This is a genomic window from Shewanella sp. 10N.286.51.B2, assembly GCF_041469265.1.
In the GTDB taxonomy this organism is placed as follows: domain Bacteria; phylum Pseudomonadota; class Gammaproteobacteria; order Enterobacterales; family Shewanellaceae; genus Shewanella.
In genome coordinates this window covers 40,352-58,944 of record NZ_JBFRKH010000046.1, presented here as the reverse complement: position 1 = coordinate 58,944, position 18,593 = coordinate 40,352, and the positions used below count along the sequence as shown (strand labels likewise).

16 protein-coding genes are annotated in these 18,593 nt (G+C 40.5%); 13 read left to right on the top strand and 3 right to left on the bottom strand.

All coding sequences use genetic code 11. The features are described 5' to 3' along the window. Positions 1-27 precede the first annotated feature (27 nt). Positions 28-1,173: a serine hydrolase gene (locus AB4140_RS12860; protein ID WP_102476835.1), complete on the bottom strand. Its 1,146-nt coding sequence runs from the start codon at positions 1,171-1,173 to the stop codon at positions 28-30. 311 nt (positions 1,174-1,484) lie between these two features. Between AB4140_RS12860 and serC the strand changes: the two genes are divergently transcribed. After that, entirely contained in the window at positions 1,485-2,576 is a 1,092-nt protein-coding gene (gene serC / locus AB4140_RS12855; RefSeq protein ID WP_372001199.1) for a 3-phosphoserine/phosphohydroxythreonine transaminase, read from the top strand. 109 nt (positions 2,577-2,685) lie between these two features. On the opposite strand, the gene AB4140_RS12850 is transcribed toward serC, so the two are convergent. Continuing rightward, positions 2,686-3,876, bottom strand: coding sequence for an amino acid aminotransferase (locus AB4140_RS12850; protein WP_303412704.1), 1,191 nt, complete (start codon positions 3,874-3,876; stop codon positions 2,686-2,688). 423 nt (positions 3,877-4,299) lie between these two features. On the opposite strand from AB4140_RS12850, the gene aroA reads away from it, so the two are divergent. The 11 genes from aroA to AB4140_RS12795 all read left to right on the top strand — a co-directional run bounded on the left by aroA (position 4,300) and on the right by AB4140_RS12795 (position 15,236). Continuing rightward, on the top strand, positions 4,300-5,580 hold the full coding sequence (gene aroA, locus AB4140_RS12845; RefSeq protein ID WP_102439822.1) for a 3-phosphoshikimate 1-carboxyvinyltransferase: 1,281 nt from the start codon (positions 4,300-4,302) through the stop codon (positions 5,578-5,580). Positions 5,581-5,755: 175 nt separating this feature from the next. Beyond that, positions 5,756-6,433, top strand: coding sequence for a (d)CMP kinase (gene cmk / locus AB4140_RS12840; protein WP_102439823.1), 678 nt, complete (start codon positions 5,756-5,758; stop codon positions 6,431-6,433). A gap of 92 nt (positions 6,434-6,525) precedes the next feature. Next, positions 6,526-8,214, top strand: a complete 1,689-nt coding sequence (rpsA, locus tag AB4140_RS12835) for a 30S ribosomal protein S1 (protein ID WP_277869102.1) — start codon at positions 6,526-6,528, stop codon at positions 8,212-8,214. Positions 8,215-8,286: 72 nt separating this feature from the next. Continuing rightward, a complete protein-coding gene (ihfB, locus tag AB4140_RS12830) occupies positions 8,287-8,574 on the top strand; it encodes an integration host factor subunit beta (protein ID WP_076536501.1) in 288 nt (95 codons plus the stop codon). A gap of 122 nt (positions 8,575-8,696) precedes the next feature. Further along, the gene (locus AB4140_RS12825) at positions 8,697-8,996 is read left to right on the top strand and encodes a LapA family protein (protein WP_102439825.1); all 300 of its coding nucleotides are present in this window, start codon (positions 8,697-8,699) and stop codon (positions 8,994-8,996) included. A gap of 1 nt (position 8,997) precedes the next feature. After that, complete coding sequence (lapB, locus tag AB4140_RS12820) at positions 8,998-10,158, top strand: lipopolysaccharide assembly protein LapB (protein ID WP_102476829.1); 1,161 nt, start codon at positions 8,998-9,000, stop codon at positions 10,156-10,158. 27 nt (positions 10,159-10,185) lie between these two features. Further along, a complete protein-coding gene (pyrF, locus tag AB4140_RS12815; RefSeq protein WP_102439827.1) occupies positions 10,186-10,881 on the top strand; it encodes an orotidine-5'-phosphate decarboxylase in 696 nt (231 codons plus the stop codon). A gap of 86 nt (positions 10,882-10,967) precedes the next feature. Next, on the top strand, positions 10,968-11,771 hold the full coding sequence (locus AB4140_RS12810) for an SDR family oxidoreductase (RefSeq protein WP_372001196.1): 804 nt from the start codon (positions 10,968-10,970) through the stop codon (positions 11,769-11,771). 27 nt (positions 11,772-11,798) lie between these two features. Further along, positions 11,799-12,350, top strand: coding sequence for a DUF2058 domain-containing protein (locus tag AB4140_RS12805; RefSeq protein ID WP_102439829.1), 552 nt, complete (start codon positions 11,799-11,801; stop codon positions 12,348-12,350). A 112-nt stretch (positions 12,351-12,462) separates the two neighbouring features. After that, a complete protein-coding gene (locus tag AB4140_RS12800; RefSeq protein WP_102439830.1) occupies positions 12,463-13,263 on the top strand; it encodes a CLCA_X family protein in 801 nt (266 codons plus the stop codon). Positions 13,264-13,478: 215 nt separating this feature from the next. Further along, the gene (locus AB4140_RS12795; protein ID WP_372001194.1) at positions 13,479-15,236 is read left to right on the top strand and encodes an acyl-CoA dehydrogenase C-terminal domain-containing protein; all 1,758 of its coding nucleotides are present in this window, start codon (positions 13,479-13,481) and stop codon (positions 15,234-15,236) included. 66 nt (positions 15,237-15,302) lie between these two features. On the opposite strand, the gene dacB is transcribed toward AB4140_RS12795, so the two are convergent. Further along, positions 15,303-16,754, bottom strand: coding sequence for a D-alanyl-D-alanine carboxypeptidase/D-alanyl-D-alanine-endopeptidase (dacB, locus tag AB4140_RS12790; RefSeq protein ID WP_303412719.1), 1,452 nt, complete (start codon positions 16,752-16,754; stop codon positions 15,303-15,305). A 460-nt stretch (positions 16,755-17,214) separates the two neighbouring features. Here dacB and pssA point away from each other — a divergent pair, with 460 nt between their 5' ends. Next, positions 17,215-18,528 carry a CDP-diacylglycerol--serine O-phosphatidyltransferase gene (pssA, locus tag AB4140_RS12785; RefSeq protein WP_372001192.1) on the top strand — a complete coding sequence of 438 codons (1,314 nt, stop codon included), beginning with the start codon at positions 17,215-17,217 and terminating at the stop codon, positions 18,526-18,528. Positions 18,529-18,593: the final 65 nt, after the last annotated feature.

Below are 18,593 nucleotides of genomic sequence, written 5' to 3'. Positions count from 1 at the left end.
CATTTATAGATGATAATGACGTCTGAATTAGTTTTGCTGTTTAAATACATCATGCCAAAAAGCAGAACTCAATTTAGCAATAACTCTCGACTCACCATTCAATAGCATTACCATGCCGATATTCAGCTCGGGAGAATAGGAAATTTCAGCAACATAACCCGCTACCCAACCAGCGTGATAAATTAATGGCCGGCCTTCAAACTCATATACCCGCCATCCTTTGCCGTAATAAGCATTATCAAGGTAGGTACGCCAATCTCGGCGGCGAAGCTCCTTGGTTGTTTTAACGCCTGGCGTCGTCACATCATTAATCACAGCGCTTGAAAGTACAGCAGGTTTCTCGCCTAAGTTGGCGATTAACCACTTGGACATATCAGTAATGCTCGCATTGACGCCTGCCGCTGGAGCCAGTTCATAGTAGTTTGGTTTTACTGATACTTTTTTAAAGCCTGATTTAGTCTTAATGTGTGGCTCTGCGCGATTTTTTTCCGCCATAAATGCTGTATAGCCTGTTGAGGCGTTATTCATCTCTAGTGGCTTAAAGATGCGTTTTTCAATGTAGTTCTCGTAGCTTAGGCCACTTTTTTGCTCAATGGCAGATTCGATAAATGAAAAGGCTACATTCTGGTAGCTATAGCAAACGCCAGGCCTGCACATTGGGGTTATTTCTGAAAACTTATTTAGAATTTTATCCTTGCTTACATTGGCATTGACTAAGTTATCGTAGCTATTTGGCATTAAGCCTGTGCTTTGACCGATAATATGGCCTAGGTTAATTTTCTGACTGGCTTTAGGATCAGCTAATACAAAGCTTGGAAGATAAGCATTTATCGGTTGTTGCCAGTCAAGTTTATTTTCCTGGACTAACATACTGGCCAGAGTACCTGCAAAGGTTTTAGATACAGATGCAAGTCGAAACACCGTATTGGCATTTACATTTAAAGCGCTACCTTTGCTGCGTTTACCGTAATAACTGAGCTTTAGAATCTTGTCGCCTTCGACAATAACAAATGCACCGCCCGGGACTTTGTTCTTTTTAAGTTGCTGATGAAATTTTTGCTTAAATTTATCAGATACGCCGTTATAAATTGAAGCATGTGTTGGCTTACTGACAAGGACAGTGCTTATTGCTAAAGAAAGCGTGCCTACGATAAAAGCCGATTTTGAAAACATGTAAATATCCATGACCGCGTTACGGTATTTATTATTCTAGTTAACACTGACACAAGGCCAATCTCCAAAGAGACTATAACCTAATGCTTTAGTATGACTATTGTTGTGTAATTTTTCTCACTTTACTAGTGATAAATAGCACTTAGTTTTTAAAATAGCGTTGTCGTTTATTGTCATTAACTAGCAATAAAGCTCGACAGAATCAGCATTGATGATTAATTTTCATTTTAGCTGCCAAACAGTTGCGATATACTGCTGAGAATTCGATACATTATGAATGTGTTAACTAAAAACGATATAAGGACAATGCTGTGAGCGCTATTTATAATTTCTGTGCTGGACCTGCCATGTTACCTCAAGCTGTGATGCAAAAAGCGCAGCAAGAATTAATTAACTGGAATGGCTTGGGTGTGTCCGTAATGGAAATTAGTCATCGTAGTAAAGAGTTTATGGCGTTAACCCAACATGCCGAGAAAACCTTACGTACCTTGATGGATATTCCAAAAAACTATCACGTTTTGTTTATGCATGGCGGCGGACGAGGTCAATTTACCAATGTTGTTAATAATTTCTTAGGTGACAACGGTAAAGCCTTGTATTTAGTTAATGGCCAATGGTCAACGGCTGCGGTAAAAGAAGCGATAAAACTGGTTGGTGAAAACAACATTGATCAAGTCAATATCATTGAAAATATCGATGGTTTAAATCAGGTGGTGCTGCCTGACTTTAGCGCGCATAGTGACGATTATCGTTATTTGCACTTTTGCGCCAATGAAACCGTTGATGGCATCGAAATTTTTGATGAAATTGAGTGTCCTTGGCCAGTCGTGGTTGATTTGTCTTCAACCATTATGTCGCGAAAAATCGATGTCAGTAAGTATGGTTTGATTTACGCTGGCGCTCAAAAAAATATCGGCCCTTCAGGCTTGTCTATCGTGATTGTCAGAGATGATATGTTGCAGCTACCCAGTTTGCCGCAGTCATCGATTATGGATTACCGTATCGCACAAGCCAATGACTCGATGTTCAATACGCCACCCACGTTCGCCTGGTACTTAGCTGCCGAAGTGTTTGACTGGTTAACATCAGTAGGCGGCGTAGCTGCAATGGAAGCATTAAATCAGCAAAAAGCGCAAAAGATGTATGACTGTATTGATAACAACCCGTTTTATACCAACGGTGTTTGTAAGCAAAACCGTTCACGGATGAATGTGACATTCCAATTAAGCGATAGTAGCTTAGATAGTGAGTTTTTAGCCCAAGCTGAGCAAGCAGGCTTGGTCGCCTTAAAAGGTCATAGAGTAGTAGGCGGCATGCGTGCCAGTATTTACAATGCTATGCCGTTAGCGGGTGTGCAGGCGCTGGTTGACTTTATGCAAGCTTTTGCTAAGCAGCATAGCTAAAGCGATACCAAGTTACATTGTTGAGCTTTAGTTCTACAGAATAAAAAGCGAATAATGAGCAGTCATTATTCGCTTTTTTAAACGCAATTATTGGCTTACAACCAGATAGTTAAAGAATTATTGCGATTGATTTTGCAAGGTAACCAACATTTGTTTCGCTTATACCCGCAATACTCATACGGCTTGAGCCGACCATATAAATGCTATGTTCTTTTTTAAGGGTTTCAACTTGCTCAGCATTAATCCCTAAGAAAGAGAACATGCCTTTTTGGTTAGCAATAAAGCTGAAATCTTGTTTAACCCCTTGTTCTATTAATTTGTTGACCAACATTTGTCGATTGCCATTAATGCGGTTGCGCATAACGGTTAACTCATCTAACCATTGCTGCTTTAATTGTGCGTCACCTAAAATGGTTTCAACAAGGGCAGCGCCATGAGCTGGCGGCATTGAGTAAATACAACGCACTACATACAAGAGTACAGAAAAAGCAATATTCGCCTTAGTACTATCTTTAGCCATAATGCTACAAGCACCAATTCGTTCACGGTATAAACCAAAGTTTTTAGAACATGAACTACATAAGATCATTTCTTCAACTTGAGCGGCCATTTGACGAACGCCGTAAGCATCTTCATCAACGCCATCACCAAACCCTTGATATGCCATATCAATTAATGGGGTAAAACCTTGCTTAGCGGTAATGCTAATGACTTCATCCCACTGGGCATTGGTTAAATCCATGCCGCTTGGGTTATGACAACATGCATGTAGTAGTACCACATCGTTACTACCGATCTTATTTAATGCCGCTTTCATTTCATCAAATTTTAGAGTTTTCGCATCGTAATCATAATATGGGTAAGTTTTTACAGTGATGCCAGCGGCTTCAAATAAGCCAGTATGGTTAGCCCAGGTTGGATCGCTCACCCATAACACGGCATTAGGATTACAGCTTTTAATAAATTCAGCAGCAACGCGCAGGGCACCGGTGCCACCAGGCGTTGATACCGTTCGGATACGGTCAGCAATTAATGCACTGTGAGCTTCGCCAAATGCTAGTTCTGTCATCAAAGTATTAAACTGAGGAGAACCAGTAGGGCCAATATAAACCTTAGTCGTTTCAGACTCAGTGCGCAGTCGCTCTGCTGTCTTTACACAATCAAGAATAGGCGTATTGCCGATTGGGTCTTTGTAAACACCAACCCCGAGGTCAATCTTCTGTGGGTGAGTGTCTTGGCGGTACTGAGTAAGTAAACCAAGAATGGGATCTGCAGGCATTGCAGTTAACGCGTTAAACATGGCCATTGACCTTATAGTATTAAAAATAAAAGTAGGGTTTTGTTTAGCATAACGTGGTTTAAATACTGATTGAAATGGCTATTTCTAGAAACTACCTAAAATAAAGATTTTACTTAGTTTAAAGTTTACACTTTTACCAAAAAAGTCATTTATTTGCTTAATGAAGTTGGCTGTTTGGGTCATATAAATGGCCGAGTTGCGCTTTTTTTACGCAAATAATTCAAGTTCAGCGTAAAACTGTCATTTAATTTCAGTTATCCCTTGAATCATTGGCTGCAATCAGTAAATTTGTATTCAAGAATAATTTATTAAGTTTATACCATCTAATTCGTATAGATAAATTGACAAAGACGTCATTTTCTCTTTAGCCCATACACATTTATTCTTCCGTAGCAGGGAGAAGACATTTAAGAAGAACTTGTAATGAAACAATTGCGTCTTGATCCGATCCAAAAAGTAAATGGCGTTGTCAATATTCCTGGCTCTAAGAGTATTTCGAATAGAGCGCTGTTATTAGCAACCTTAGCCGAAGGCAGAACCACGCTAACAAATCTGCTTGATTCAGATGATATTCGCTATATGTTGGCATCATTAAAGCAATTAGGCGTTGATTACCAATTATCTGAAAATAACACCGTATGTGAGCTACAAGGCTTAGGTAAGCCTATTACGGCGGAACAAGCGCAAAGCTTATTTTTAGGTAATGCGGGGACAGCAATGCGGCCTTTATGCGCGGCATTGACACTGGGCAGTGGCGAGTTCACCTTAACGGGCGAACCACGTATGGAAGAGCGTCCTATTGGCGATCTTGTTGATGCACTACGTCAACTCGGTGCTGAAGTGAGCTATCTTAAAAATGATGGTTTTCCACCGCTGACGATTAATGCCAATGGTTTAAATGGCGGTGATGTTGAGATAGCGGGGGATTTATCCAGTCAGTTCCTCACAGCTTTGTTAATGGTAGCGCCATTAACCAAAGACACGGTTAATATCACCATTAAAGGTGAGTTAGTGTCTAAACCATATATTGATATCACTATCGCACTAATGGCCCGTTTTGGTGTTGAAGTGATCAATCATGACTACCGCCGTTTTGAAATACCTACAGGTCAGAAATATGTTTCCCCAGGTAAAGTGCTAGTTGAAGGCGATGCATCCTCTGCTTCATACTTTCTTGCTGCTGGCGCAATTCAAGGCGGTGAAGTCAAAGTGACCGGTGTCGGTAAACTCAGTATTCAAGGCGATGTTAAATTTGCTGATGTACTCGAAAAAATGGGCGCAGACATCGAGTGGGGCGACGATTTTATTATCGCGCGCCAAGCAAAATTAACCGCGGTTGATTTAGACATGAATCACATTCCAGATGCGGCAATGACCATTGCAACTGCGGCATTATTTGCCGAAGGCACCACACGTATCACAAACATTTACAACTGGCGCATTAAAGAAACCGATCGTCTTGCAGCAATGGCCACTGAATTACGTAAAGTCGGTGCAACCGTTGACGAGGGTCATGACTATATTACCGTTACGCCACCAGCTGTTTTAAATACAGCAGCAATTGACACTTACAACGATCACCGAATGGCGATGTGTTTTTCAATGCTGGCTTTTGCTGATTGCGGTATTACCATTAATGATCCAGATTGCACCTCTAAAACCTTCCCAGCCTATTTTACTGAATTTGCACGTATCGGTGAGTAAAGCGCTTGGTTTAAGTCTTAAATATGACGGCAGTCAATATACTGCCGTCATTTGATCTTGATTGAATATCGTAAATTTTCTCCAGTATTTTGCTGTAAATTGTTGTACAATGCCGCCCGCTCATTTTGATGAACCTTTTTATATTCATGGAAGATTGTTTTTTTCGGAGGAATTTATGTCTGAACGTGCTCCAGTAGTCACAATCGACGGACCAAGCGGTGCAGGAAAAGGGACCATATGCCAACTCGTCGCTGAGCGACTTGAATGGCACTTACTAGATAGCGGCGCTATCTATCGTGTTTTAGCCCTTGCAGCCATTCATCACGATGTTGAATTAGAAAATGAAGAGGCGATCACCTTACTTGCTTCTCATTTAGACGTGCAGTTCTTAGCGGGCAGTGACCTTGTAAAAGTCATTTTAGAAGGTGAAGACGTTTCAACCAGTATTCGTACTCAAGAATGTGGTAATGCAGCATCTAAAATCGCTGCTTTACCTCGCGTAAGAGAAGCATTACTGAGACGACAACGCGCTTTTTGTACTGAACCGGGTTTAGTCGCCGATGGGCGTGACATGGGAACAGTGGTTTTTCCTAACGCACCCGCAAAAATATTCCTAACTGCATCCGCAGAGGAAAGGGCGCAGCGACGCTATAAACAGTTGCAGGACAAAGGCTTCGATGTTAATATCGATCGCCTTTTATCTGAAATCATTGAGCGTGATGAGCGCGATATTAATCGCTCTGTCTCACCTTTAGTGCCTGCAGATGACGCGCTAGTTATTGATACTAGTGGCATAGGTATTAATGAAGTGCTTGAGCTTGTGCTTGAACACATCAATAAAAACTTAAGGTAATTTCTTAATTCTGAGAATTTATCAAACAACATTTATATCACGGAAGATGTAAATCAATTAATTGACTCCACATCTAGGATGGATGGTGGTTTATAAAAGAAAGTAATCATAAAATGACTGAATCTTTTGCTGATCTATTTGAACAATCCCTAAATGAACTTGAGTTCCGTCCTGGTTCTATCGTACGTGGCGTAGTAGTACGCATCGAAAACGGTACTGTACTTGTTGACGCTGGTCTTAAGTCTGAAAGCCCTATCTCTGCTGACGAATTCAAAAACGCTCAAGGTGTTTTAGAAATCGCTGTTGGCGATGAAGTTGATGTTGCACTTGACTCTGTTGAAGACGGTTTCGGTGAAACTCAATTATCTCGTGAAAAAGCTAAGCGTCACGAAGCTTGGATTGTTCTAGAAAAAGCGTATGAAGATGCTGAAACTGTAATCGGTATCATCAATGGTAAAGTTAAAGGTGGTTTCACTGTTGAATTAAACGGTATCCGTGCCTTCTTACCAGGTTCTCTAGTAGACGTTCGCCCAGTTCGCGATACTGCTCACCTAGAGTACAAAGAATTAGAATTCAAAGTTATCAAACTTGACCAGAAGCGTAACAACGTTGTTGTTTCACGTCGTGCTGTTATCGAATCAGAAAGCAGTGCCGAGCGTGATGCTCTTCTTGAGAACCTTCAAGAAGGTCAAGCAGTTAAAGGTATCGTTAAGAACCTTACTGACTACGGTGCATTCGTAGACTTAGGTGGCGTTGACGGTCTTCTACATATCACTGATATGGCTTGGAAGCGCGTTAAGCACCCATCTGAAATCGTTAATGTTGGTGACGAAATCAACGTTAAAGTTCTTAAGTATGACCGTGAGCGTACACGCGTATCACTAGGTCTTAAGCAACTTGGCGAAGATCCATGGTTAGAAATCAGCAAGCGCTACCCAGAAAGCACACGCTTAACTGGTCGCGTAACTAACCTAACTGACTACGGTTGTTTCGTTGAAATCGAAGAAGGCGTTGAAGGTCTTGTTCACGTTTCTGAAATGGATTGGACTAATAAGAACATTCACCCATCTAAAGTTGTTAACTTAGGTGATGAAGTTGAAGTTCTAGTATTAGACATCGATGAAGAACGTCGTCGTATTTCTCTAGGTCTTAAGCAATGTAAGACTAATCCATGGGATGATTTCGCTACTCGTTTCAACAAGGGCGATAAAGTTTCTGGTAAGATCAAGTCTATCACTGACTTCGGTATCTTCATTGGTCTTGACGGTGGCATCGATGGTCTTGTTCACCTTTCTGACATTTCTTGGAACGGAACTGGCGAAGACGCTGTTTCTGAGTACAAGAAAGGCGACGAAATCCATGCAGTAGTACTTTCAGTTGACCCTGAGCGCGAGCGTATCAGCTTAGGCGTTAAGCAAACTGAAGACGATCCTTTCAATGCCTACTTGGCAGATAAGAAGAAAGGTACTATTGTAAATGGTGTAGTTACTGCTGTTGACGCTAAAGGCGTTACAATTGAACTAGCTGAAACTGTTGAAGGTTACCTTCGCGTTGCAGATATCTCTCGCGAGCGTATCGAAGACGCATCTACAGTATTCGCTGTAGGTGACAAAGTTGAATCTAAGTTCATGGGCGTAGATCGCAAGAATCGTTCTATCAGCTTATCTATCAAAGCGAAAGATGAAGCAGATGAGAAAGAAGCTATGGCAACTATTAACAAGCAAGAAGATGCTGTTATTAGTAATGCAATGGCTGAAGCGTTCAAGGCAGCTCGTAAGTAATATATCGCCTGTTGTTTGGGGAGTTCGCTCCCCATTAGGCGACTGTTTTGGCTTGATTATAGAGGGTAAAGGATGACTAAATCCGAACTGATCGAAAAGCTTGCCACTGGGCAGTCGCAGTTGTCGGCTAAAGAAGTGGAAAGTGCTATTAAAGAAATGTTGGAGCAAATGGCAACAACATTAGAAGGCGGGGATCGTATTGAAATCCGTGGCTTTGGTAGTTTTTCTCTTCATTATCGTGCACCACGTGTTGGTCGTAATCCAAAAACTGGAACCTCAGTTGACTTGGAAGGCAAATATGTACCGCACTTTAAGCCAGGCAAAGAACTGCGTGAACGTGTCGATGCGGTTAATGTTTAATTAACGCTTGATTAAAAAGCCTCCTTTTGGAGGCTTTTTTGTATCTATTGCACTGCAAAGCTGGTTACTTTAGCAAATATCTTGGATAATCAATTATATTGCGACGTTGAATGGAGACTCACGTGAAATCATTTATTGCCATTGTTATTGTTGGTTTATTCTTTGTCCTAGCTTTACTTTTTGGTGCTAAGAATGAACAAATTGTCACTGTAAGTTATTTTATTGCAGAAGGTCAGTATCGTTTACCCGTCGTACTCGCTGTTGTTTTTTTCAGTGGTTTTGTCATAAGCTGGTTATTTGCTGCTTATTATATTTTAAAATTCAAAATCATATTAAGAAAAAACAAAAAGCAAATTGCCCAATTAACAGAGCAACTGTTAGAACAACAATCTCAACCAATGTCACAGGATACTGTAGCGTAATATGCTTGAAATCCTCTTTCTGTTATTACCTATCGCGGCCGGCTATGGCTGGTATATGGGTCGAAGAAGTATAAGACAGAATCAAAAACAACAAAGTAAAAAACTAAGCCGTGATTATTTTACAGGGCTTAATTTTTTGTTGTCTAATGAATCAGATAAAGCGGTTGATTTGTTCATTACCATGCTAGATGTTGACGATGAAACCATAGATACCCATTTATCTTTAGGTTCATTATTTAGAAAGCGCGGTGAAGTAGACCGCTCCATTAGAATACATCAAAACCTCATCGCTAGACCAAGCCTGACCACAGAGCAACGCGATATTGCCATGATGGAGTTAGGTAAAGACTATTTAGCCGCCGGCTTTTACGATAGAGCTGAAGAAATCTTTATTAATCTTGTTAGTCAAGATGATCACAGCGAAGAAGCTGAAACTGCATTAATATCAATTTATCAAGTCACTAAAGAATGGCAAAACGCCATTAATATTACTAAACGCCTAAGTCGCAAACGCCAGCAAGTTTTAAAACATGTAACCGCTCATTTTTATTGTCAACTCGCTGATGAAGAATCTGGAAACGCTGAAAAAATCAAATATCTCCAACAAGCCATTAAATTAGATGATAAATGTGGCCGTGCCTGGTTAACGCTAGCGAAGATATATCTTGATGCTAACCAAGTAAGCCTATGTAAAAAAAGCTTAGTCGAGTTAAAACTTGCCGATATAGAGTTATTTGCTGATGCCATTGGTATTGCTAAGCAAGTCTACCGCGACAGTAACGATCTTGAAGGTTACCAAACCTTGCTTCAGCAAGCTTTACAAGAAGGCGCTAGCGCGTCAGTAATTATTGCGTTAGCTCAGCATAAAATTCAGCAAGGCTTTAGTGAAAATGCCGAAAAAATGGTGCTCGATCATTTGTATCGACATCCAACAATGAAAGGTTTCCAACATTTAATGCAATTGCATATCAAGCAAGCTGAAGATGGCCAAGCGAAACAAAGTCTTTCAATGCTTGAAAAGTTAGTAGAACAACAAATTAAATTTCGTCCTAGTTATCGTTGTAGCTCATGCGGTTTCCCTGCACACAGCCTTTACTGGCATTGTCCATCATGTAAAGAGTGGGGAAGTATAAAACGCGTAAAAGGGCTAGATGGCGAATAACTGATTTTTTATATTACTGGAGTGAACATGGCAGATAAACCGATTGTAGTGGCCTTAGATTATGACAATAAAAATGAGGCGCTTGCTTTAATCGATAAACTTGATCCTACTATGTGTCGTTTAAAAGTAGGCAAAGAGATGTTTACTTTATTCGGCCCACAACTGGTTAAAGATATCCATGACCGTGATTTTGATTTATTTCTGGATTTAAAATTCCATGATATCCCTAACACTGTGGCTAAAGCGGTATCAGCAGCTGCCGATCTCGGTGTTTGGATGACCAATGTCCATGCAAGCGGCGGTTTAGCCATGATGCAAGCTGCTAAAACGGCATTAGGGAATTATGGTAAAGATGCGCCATTATTAATCGCCGTGACAGTGCTGACTTCTATGAGTGATGAAGACCTCGCGCTATTAGGGATCAATGTGCCAGCTTCAGAACATGTTAAACGCCTAGCAGCGCTAACACAGCAAGCAGGCCTAGATGGTGTAGTGTGCTCAGCTCAAGAAGCAACTATGCTAAAACAAACATTTGGCGGAGACTTTAATTTAGTCACTCCCGGCATTCGCCCCGTTGGCGCTGATGTTGGTGATCAGCACCGTGTTATGACGCCACCAAAAGCAATTGCGGCTGGTTCAGATTATTTAGTAATCGGTAGACCCATTACTAAAGCGACAGATCCATTAGCGTCGTTACAGGCAATCGTTAACTCGCTTAAATAGCAGTTAATAGCGAACATTTTCGCCAGCACTAGCCTATAGCAGCGCAACTTTTAAACTGATTAATAACACACATGCAGGAGCATAAAATGTTTAATTATCAAGGAAAGAATGTCGTTGTTGTAGGTGGCACCAATGGTATCAATTTAGGTATAGCGTGTGCTTTTGCTAAAGTGGGGGCCAATGTGGCTGTTGCCAGTCGTAACATGGATAAAGTCAATACTGCGCTAGCTTTACTGCAGCAAACCAATCCCAAAGGTAAGCATATTGGGGTCAGTTTTGATGTCAGAGATTCAGACGCAGTTGCATCTGGTTTCAATAGCATCGCTGATCAATATAACACTATTGATATACTCATCAGCGGCGCTGCGGGTAATTTCCCTTCAAGGGCAAAAGATCTCTCCGTTAATGGTTTTAAATCAGTGATGGATATTGATTTATTAGGTAGCTTTCAAGTCATTAAGCAAGCTTACCCTTTGTTGACTAAAGGCAATGCGAGCGTGATACAAATCTCTGCACCTCAGGCTTACGTGCCAATGGCTTTGCAAGTGCACGTATGCGCTGCTAAAGCCGGCGTTGATATGTTAACTCGCACTTTAGCAATGGAGTGGGGCGTTGAAGGGATACGGGTAAACTCGATTGTACCTGGCCCAATCGAAGAGACAGAAGGTTTTGATCGCTTAGCGCCCAGTAAAGCTTTAAAATCAATGATAGCAGACAGTGTGCCATTAAAGCGCAATGGTCAAAAACAAGATATTGCCAATGCAGCGTTATTTTTAGCTTCTGACATGGCCAGCTACATCACAGGCACCATTTTGCCCGTCGATGGCGGTTGGTCTTTAGGTGGCGCAGGCGCTGCAATGGATGCATTAGCAAAACATTTACCACAGTAATATGAACAATTTTTATAGGTGATTTAAATGGCAAACGCATTACAAGAGCAGCTGCTAAAAGCAGGACTTGCCAGTAAGCAAAAAGCGCGCGATGTGAAAACACAAAAGCGTAAACAAAAGAAAGCGAAAATTGATGATGGCAGTGCAGCGTTAAAGCAACAAATTGCCCAGCAAAAACTTGAACAAGCAGCGAAGGACAAAGCCTTAAACGAGCAGCGCTTTGCTGAAGCGTCAGAAAAAGGTCAGGTACGTGGTTTAATCACTGAATTTACTAAGTTTGCGATTAAAGCACCTGCAGGCGGCGAGATAAAATTTAACTTTACAGTTGAGAATAAAATTTTATCTGTTTATGTGGATGAAAAACTACAAGGCCAATTACAAACGGGTGTTGTTGGTATCGTGCGTTTTGAAGACAAAAGTTATATTGTGCCCCATAAACTTGCTGAACGAGTTAACTTGTTGGTACCTGAGTGGTGTGGGTATTTATGGCAAGAATCTGCTGATAATCAAGTTGAACAGGCCAGTGAAGAAAACGATCCTTATGCTGATTACGCTATTCCTGATGATTTAATGTGGTAAGGTTTTTTAACCCAAGCTAATGCCTGGGATAAAACAGAAATAAATGCCTCATGAAGAGGCATTTTTTATTGCAGATATTTACATAGCTGTAGAATAAATTTTGAGGTGATGTTTGTTAAAAACAGCCCGCTATTTTCGAAATGGAGCCGATTACCGCTCTGGTGAACAAGCTAATTTTATTGATATCAAACAGTGTTTTGGCCTCAATCATATCAGTGTGGGTAAATGGGTAACCAAAGAAGAATCTGATCTTGCCGCTAATTTAGTATTTGATTCAATGGCAGATTTATCGCAAATACTGCAAGTACCCACAGAGCTTATTGGCCTTCGTAAAACGCTAAATTTGTTATTCGGTCGTGGTGGTCAAAAAGGTGTGCAGGCCCATTATTCTCCGCTAACTCGCGAGTTAGCTCTTGCTAAAAATGCGGGCGCGGGGGCTTTAGCCCATGAGTTTTGGCATGCATTTGATCATTATATTGTCGATAAGGCTTTTGATGTATCACCCCGGTTTTCATTTAAAAAATATCAATGCGCCAGTGACTTGTGGCTAAATGATTCACTATTAAAGTCTCATAAGCTTAATGACAATTTATCTGCTTTGTTTAAAGTGGTGTTGTTGTCTGATGATGGCGAACAGCCCAGTGAGTATGTCACTAATGCAATCAAACTTGATAAGCAGCAAGGCTATTATTATTTTTCTAAGCCCACAGAACTGATGGCACGGGCATTTGAATCGGCGATTGAAGCTTGTAGTGATATACAAAACAATTACTTAGTCTCTGGTACATTAAAAAAGGATTTGGCGACACAATTGATGTATCCAGCAGCGCAGCACAGATCGCAAATATTCTCAGCGATGATCGATTATTTTGCTTTATTAGGCGCAGCCTTTGAGCGCAAGCTTAATAATTAAATCGCTTATTTGTAAGATCCAAATCTTTGCCTATAAATTGTACTCTTTGTAGGCGTTCTTTATACTAAGTTACTTATTTATCAGTATTTAATATGCTTTTATGTTTGTTCTATCACTAGAAATTAATCAATAACAATACTAGATTCATCTTGTATTTAGTGCGGTTTTTGTATAAATTGAAACAACTGTTTTAATTATCTGTTTAAGAGCATTCTATGAACCCTTACCAAGCCCCTTTAAAGGACATGCAGTTTTTGTTAGAAAACGTATTCGATGCGACGAATACTTGGCAGTCGATGCCAAATATCGCTGAGATGGTTGATATGGACACTGCTGTTGCTATTTTAGATGAAGCAAGCAAGATTAGTCGTGATTTGATTCATCCTATAAATAGAAGTGGTGATGAGCAAGGGGTTAGGCACCAAGATGATAAGGTCATCACACCAGATGGCTTTAAAGAAGTTTACCAGCAGTTTTCAGAAGGCGGTTGGGTAGGTTTATGTGGCGAACCTGATTTTGGTGGCATGGGAATGCCAAAAATGTTAGGTGTTTTGGTTGATGAAATGAATTACAGCGCATGTAACTCATTTACCCTGTATAGCTCATTAACTGCTGGTGCTGCGCTGTGTATTAATGCACACGCGACAGATGAATTAAAAGCTAAATATTTACCTAACTTGTATTCAGGTCAGTGGTCTGGTGCCATGGACATGACAGAGCCGCAAGCAGGTTCTGATTTACGCAATATTCGCACCAAAGCCGAACCACAAGATGATGGTAGTTACTCGATTACTGGTAGCAAAATTTTCATCACAGGTGGTGACCATGATCTTACTGAAAACGTTATCCACTTAGTGTTAGCGAAACTTCCTAACTCTAAAGGTATTTCATTATTTCTAGTACCAAAAATCACGGTTAACGATGATGGTAGCTTAGGTGGGGCTAATGGTGTGACGGTCGGCTCTATTGAACACAAAATGGGCTTAAAAGCATCAGCGACGTGTGTAATGAACTATGATGGTGCCAAAGGCTTCCTCGTTGGACGTCCTGATCGCGGCCTGGTTTGCATGTTTACCATGATGAACTACGAACGTTTAGCTATTGGTATCCAAGGCCTTGGTAGTGCTCAAGGTGCTTATCAGATGGCTGCTGATTATGCTAAAGAACGTGTGCAAGGTATTGCAGCAGGTGGTTCGCCAACAGGCAGTGCGGCTGACCCCATTATTGTTCATGGCGATGTGCGCCGCATGTTATTAACCATCAAGTCGGTTACCGATGCTGGCCGTGCGTTATCAGTATTTACCGGTAAACAATTGGATTTAGCAAAGCATGCTGAAGGTGATGTTCAGGCAAAAGCAGCCAAGTATGTGGGCTTACTGACACCGGTTTCAAAAGCGTTTCTAACTGACCGCGGATTAGACGCCACTATCATGGCGCAACAAGTATTTGGTGGGCATGGTTATATTCGTGAAACTGGTATTGAGCAGTTTGTGCGTGATACCCGTATTGCACAAATTTATGAAGGTACGAACGGTATCCAAGCAATTGATTTCTTAGGCCGTAAAGTCACTGGTGATAACCTTGCTACTTTGAATGCGTTTGTGGAAGATATCAATGCTGATTTAGCGGGCTTTGAGCATGTTTCTGAAGCTGACAGAAAAGCTATCAGTTCACGCTTTGATAATTTGCTGACATTAGCAAACTACATCAATGACAACAAGCTTACTCAAGCAGCATTAATCAACGCCAGTGCGGTAGATTTCTTAGATGCCTTTGGTTATATCCTATATGGCTATTACTCATTGCTCATGGCAGAGCGTGCAGTTGGTCATGATGACAGCAGCTTTAGTGAGCAAAAGCGTTATGTGGCTAAATTCTATATGGATAAAATTTTGCCAAAAGCAGATTTTCATATTGCTCAAGTCAGTCAAGGTGATGATGCAATAATGGCTATGCCAGCAGAGTTATTTTAAACACCAATTGGTTCAATTTTCTGCTTGAGAAAGAGAGTTAAAGCGCATAGTTTACAATGCGCTTTTTTATGGCTGTAAATCATATAATCTTCGCAGTAATAGCGCGCTAAAAGGGGCTAGTCTTGTTTGTTTTGCATCAGGAGTGAGTCCATTTTCTATAATCACAAAGGCATAGTGTTTACCATTTTTTGCCTGAATAAATCCCGCTAAGTTTTCAACCCCTAGCATGGTGCCTGTTTTTGCTGATATTGCCGCTTTCAAAGGCGGTTTATTGAAATGTTGTTGGTACTTTAAGGTGCCGCTTTTACCAGATATAGGTAAAAACTCAGTTAGGTATTGAAAACGTGTATCGCTGTCGATGAGTTGCAGCACAGATAACATTTGTGCTGAAGTCAATAAGTTATAACGAGACAAGCCTGAGCCATCAACGAGATTGGCATCATTAAATGGTAAGTTCAATTCGATTAAAATCGATTGTAATGCTTTAGCGCCCATAGTAAAGCCGTTAATATCAAGACCCTCTATGTTATCGCTGTTAAACGTTTGCCGGTAAAAATCTTGGCCAATGTTTTTTAATAAGCTATCGGCAATTAAATTATCTGACTTTTCCAGCATGATCTTTAATAATTTGGGTAACTTTTCAGACTGATGCGTGGCTAACAACTGCGCGCTAGGCGGGATGCTTTGCTTACTTATGATCAAATTAGCGTAATTGACTTGCTTGTCATTGAGTATGGCTTTGACCACATCTTTGGCATAGCGAGACGGATCATTAACAGCAACGGCTAAACTTATAGTTTGATTGCCTGGGTAACAACCTGAAATTCGATAGCGATTGCCGTCAAAGCGTTGCATGTGTAACTCGCAAAATTGCGCCTTAGCTTGAGTAACGTCTATATTAGGTTTAAAAACCGCCTTGGTGCTGATTTCAACTGGGTATTGTGCATCTATTATGATTTCAGATGCGTTATCTGCTAGTGGACTTAGGCTTGCTCTGACACAGTTTTTATCAATAATAAAATCGGACACTGGCGCTGCGTAACAAATACCGAGGTCATCCCATACCCAGCCAGGTGCTCTAAGACTTTCACTGGTCGGTGATACTAAGATCACATTGCCATTTATATGTTGTATATCCTTAGTTTTAAGTGTGGTGAGTAGTTGTTTTAGTTGTTCACGAGTAAAGCTAGGATCACCACTAAATTTAATATACACATCACCATTGAGTTGCTGCTGTACTACAACTCCATCAATATATACTTGGGTTTCATAATAAAAATCAGTACCTAATTGCTTTGTAGCTGCAACGGCAGTAAGTAGCTTTTGGATGCTCGCGGGTTGCATTAATGTCTGCTCATTAATGCTGTAAACACTGCTGTTTTTTTCAATATCCCATATGTTTATAGCCAGTTGTGATTGAGGAGGCGCAATATGTTGCATCACATTGGCTAAGTATTCATCGGCCCACACAGGTAAGCTAAATAAAGAAACAATTAATATACGTATTAGTAAATACATAACTAGCCAGTAGTAAAAGTTTGAGTCTCTCTAAAATACGTGATCTAACGGATTATTACAGTGATGAAGCGATAAAAATTGATGTTAGACCTTAGCGTCAGTTTTTGTGTTTGTTTTTTGCTCAACATAATTGATTTTTATTTATTCAAACAAGATAGCGTAGGTTGTTTTTTCCACAGGCCTTAACAATCACTTTAAAAGTTTGATCCAAAATCGTTCACTTGAGCCTCATAAACCCATCAAATAGGGCTATAACATCAGAAAAGCCTTGCTCATAAGCCGCTAAGTCGGTAATTTCTATCTCCTAATATTTTTTGTTATTCAGTTTAAACGATGACAAAGTATAAATTTTAAGTGACAGTATTTATTATTCAAAATTAGAAACAAACGATAAATACTTACCTAGTCAATTTATATCGACGTTAATAGCATTTAACTGTTTAAGTTCAAGGAGGTTGCCTTGCTGGATAAGCTTGGTGGTATCGCATTACAAAATGAATCGTTAAAGTGGTTATTAACCCCGGTTCAATTTAAACAAGAATTGTTAACTCGCATCGCGAATGCTACGAATGCGATATATATTGCTGCGCTTTATTTAGAAGATGATGAAGCGGGCCGAGAAGTTCTTGAGGCGTTACTTGCAGCTAAAGCTGCTAACCCAGAGTTAAAAATAGTTGTCCTAGTGGACTACCATAGAGCTAGGCGTGGCCTAATTGGCCATAAAGGTGATAGTGGTAATTACATCATGTACCGCAAAGCCATGGCTGCTGCGAAGGCACCTTTTGACATCTTAGGTGTACCAGTTAAGTCTCGCGAGTTTTTAGGGGTATTACACCTTAAAGGCTTCATCATTGATGATGCAGTAATATTCAGCGGCGCTAGCATTAATAACATTTACTTTAAACAAAACGATAAGTACCGTTTTGATCGTTATCATGTGCTGGAATCTGCTGAGCTTGCTCGCAGTATGGGTGAGTTCATTGAGCAACATCTAATTAGCGATCCGGCTGTTTGTCCGTTGACTCAAGACAGCAGCGAGGAAAAATGCCCTGATAAAAATGACATGCGCACCTTTAAAACTCGCTTATCACGTTCAGATTATCAGTTTGAAAGTACCCGTATTGGCAATCGTGTTACGCCGCTTGTAGGCTTAGGCCGCAAGAAGAATAAGTTAAACGAAGTGGTGATAAAATTGGTTGATGAATCAACCGAGTCACTGTTTATCTGTACGCCGTATTTTAACCCACCAAACTCTTTAGTGAGAGCGTTGACGCGTCATTTACGTAATGGAAAGAGTATTGATATCGTGGTGGGTGATAAAACCGCCAATGATTTTTATATCCCACCAGAGAAAGATTTTTCTACCATTGGTGCATTGCCTTACATGTACGAACAAACCTTACGTAAGTTTGTAAAACGTCAGCAATGGGCGATTGAAAACGGTCAGTTACGGATCCACTTATGGAAAGACGGTATCAATAGTTATCATTTAAAAGGGATTAGTGCTGATGGCAAAAAGCATCTCATCACTGGTTCTAATTTAAACCCAAGAGCGTGGGCGTTGGATTTAGAAAATGGTTTGTTATTGCATGATGACAGTGGTGTGTGGAAGCAAAGTTTTGAGGCGGAACAAGAATTTATTCTGCAGCATACCGAAAAACTGTTCCATTATAGTCAAATTGAAACCGTGCAAAAGTATCCGGCTCCTGTGAAAAAGATTATGACCAGGATAAAGCGCTTAAAAGCTGACCTTTTACTAAAAAGAATTCTATAGTAACTTCATCACCCAATTGGGTGATGAATTTTTTTGAACGTTATAAACTATAACGTGTAACCGAG

Bases quoted from the DNA above. Each gene is read 5' to 3' on its own strand.
- AB4140_RS12860 (WP_102476835.1), bottom strand. From the start codon at position 1,173: ATGTTTTCAAAATCGGCTTTTATCGTAGGCACGCTTTCTTTAGCAATA.
- AB4140_RS12850 (WP_303412704.1), bottom strand. From the start codon at position 3,876: ATGTTTAACGCGTTAACTGCAATGCCTGCAGATCCCATTCTTGGTTTA.
- aroA (WP_102439822.1), top strand. From the start codon at position 4,300: ATGAAACAATTGCGTCTTGATCCGATCCAAAAAGTAAATGGCGTTGTC.
- cmk (WP_102439823.1), top strand. From the start codon at position 5,756: ATGTCTGAACGTGCTCCAGTAGTCACAATCGACGGACCAAGCGGTGCA.
- ihfB (WP_076536501.1), top strand. From the start codon at position 8,287: ATGACTAAATCCGAACTGATCGAAAAGCTTGCCACTGGGCAGTCGCAG.
- lapB (WP_102476829.1), top strand. From the start codon at position 8,998: ATGCTTGAAATCCTCTTTCTGTTATTACCTATCGCGGCCGGCTATGGC.
- pyrF (WP_102439827.1), top strand. From the start codon at position 10,186: ATGGCAGATAAACCGATTGTAGTGGCCTTAGATTATGACAATAAAAAT.
- AB4140_RS12810 (WP_372001196.1), top strand. From the start codon at position 10,968: ATGTTTAATTATCAAGGAAAGAATGTCGTTGTTGTAGGTGGCACCAAT.
- AB4140_RS12805 (WP_102439829.1), top strand. From the start codon at position 11,799: ATGGCAAACGCATTACAAGAGCAGCTGCTAAAAGCAGGACTTGCCAGT.
- AB4140_RS12795 (WP_372001194.1), top strand. From the start codon at position 13,479: ATGAACCCTTACCAAGCCCCTTTAAAGGACATGCAGTTTTTGTTAGAA.
- dacB (WP_303412719.1), bottom strand. From the start codon at position 16,754: ATGTATTTACTAATACGTATATTAATTGTTTCTTTATTTAGCTTACCT.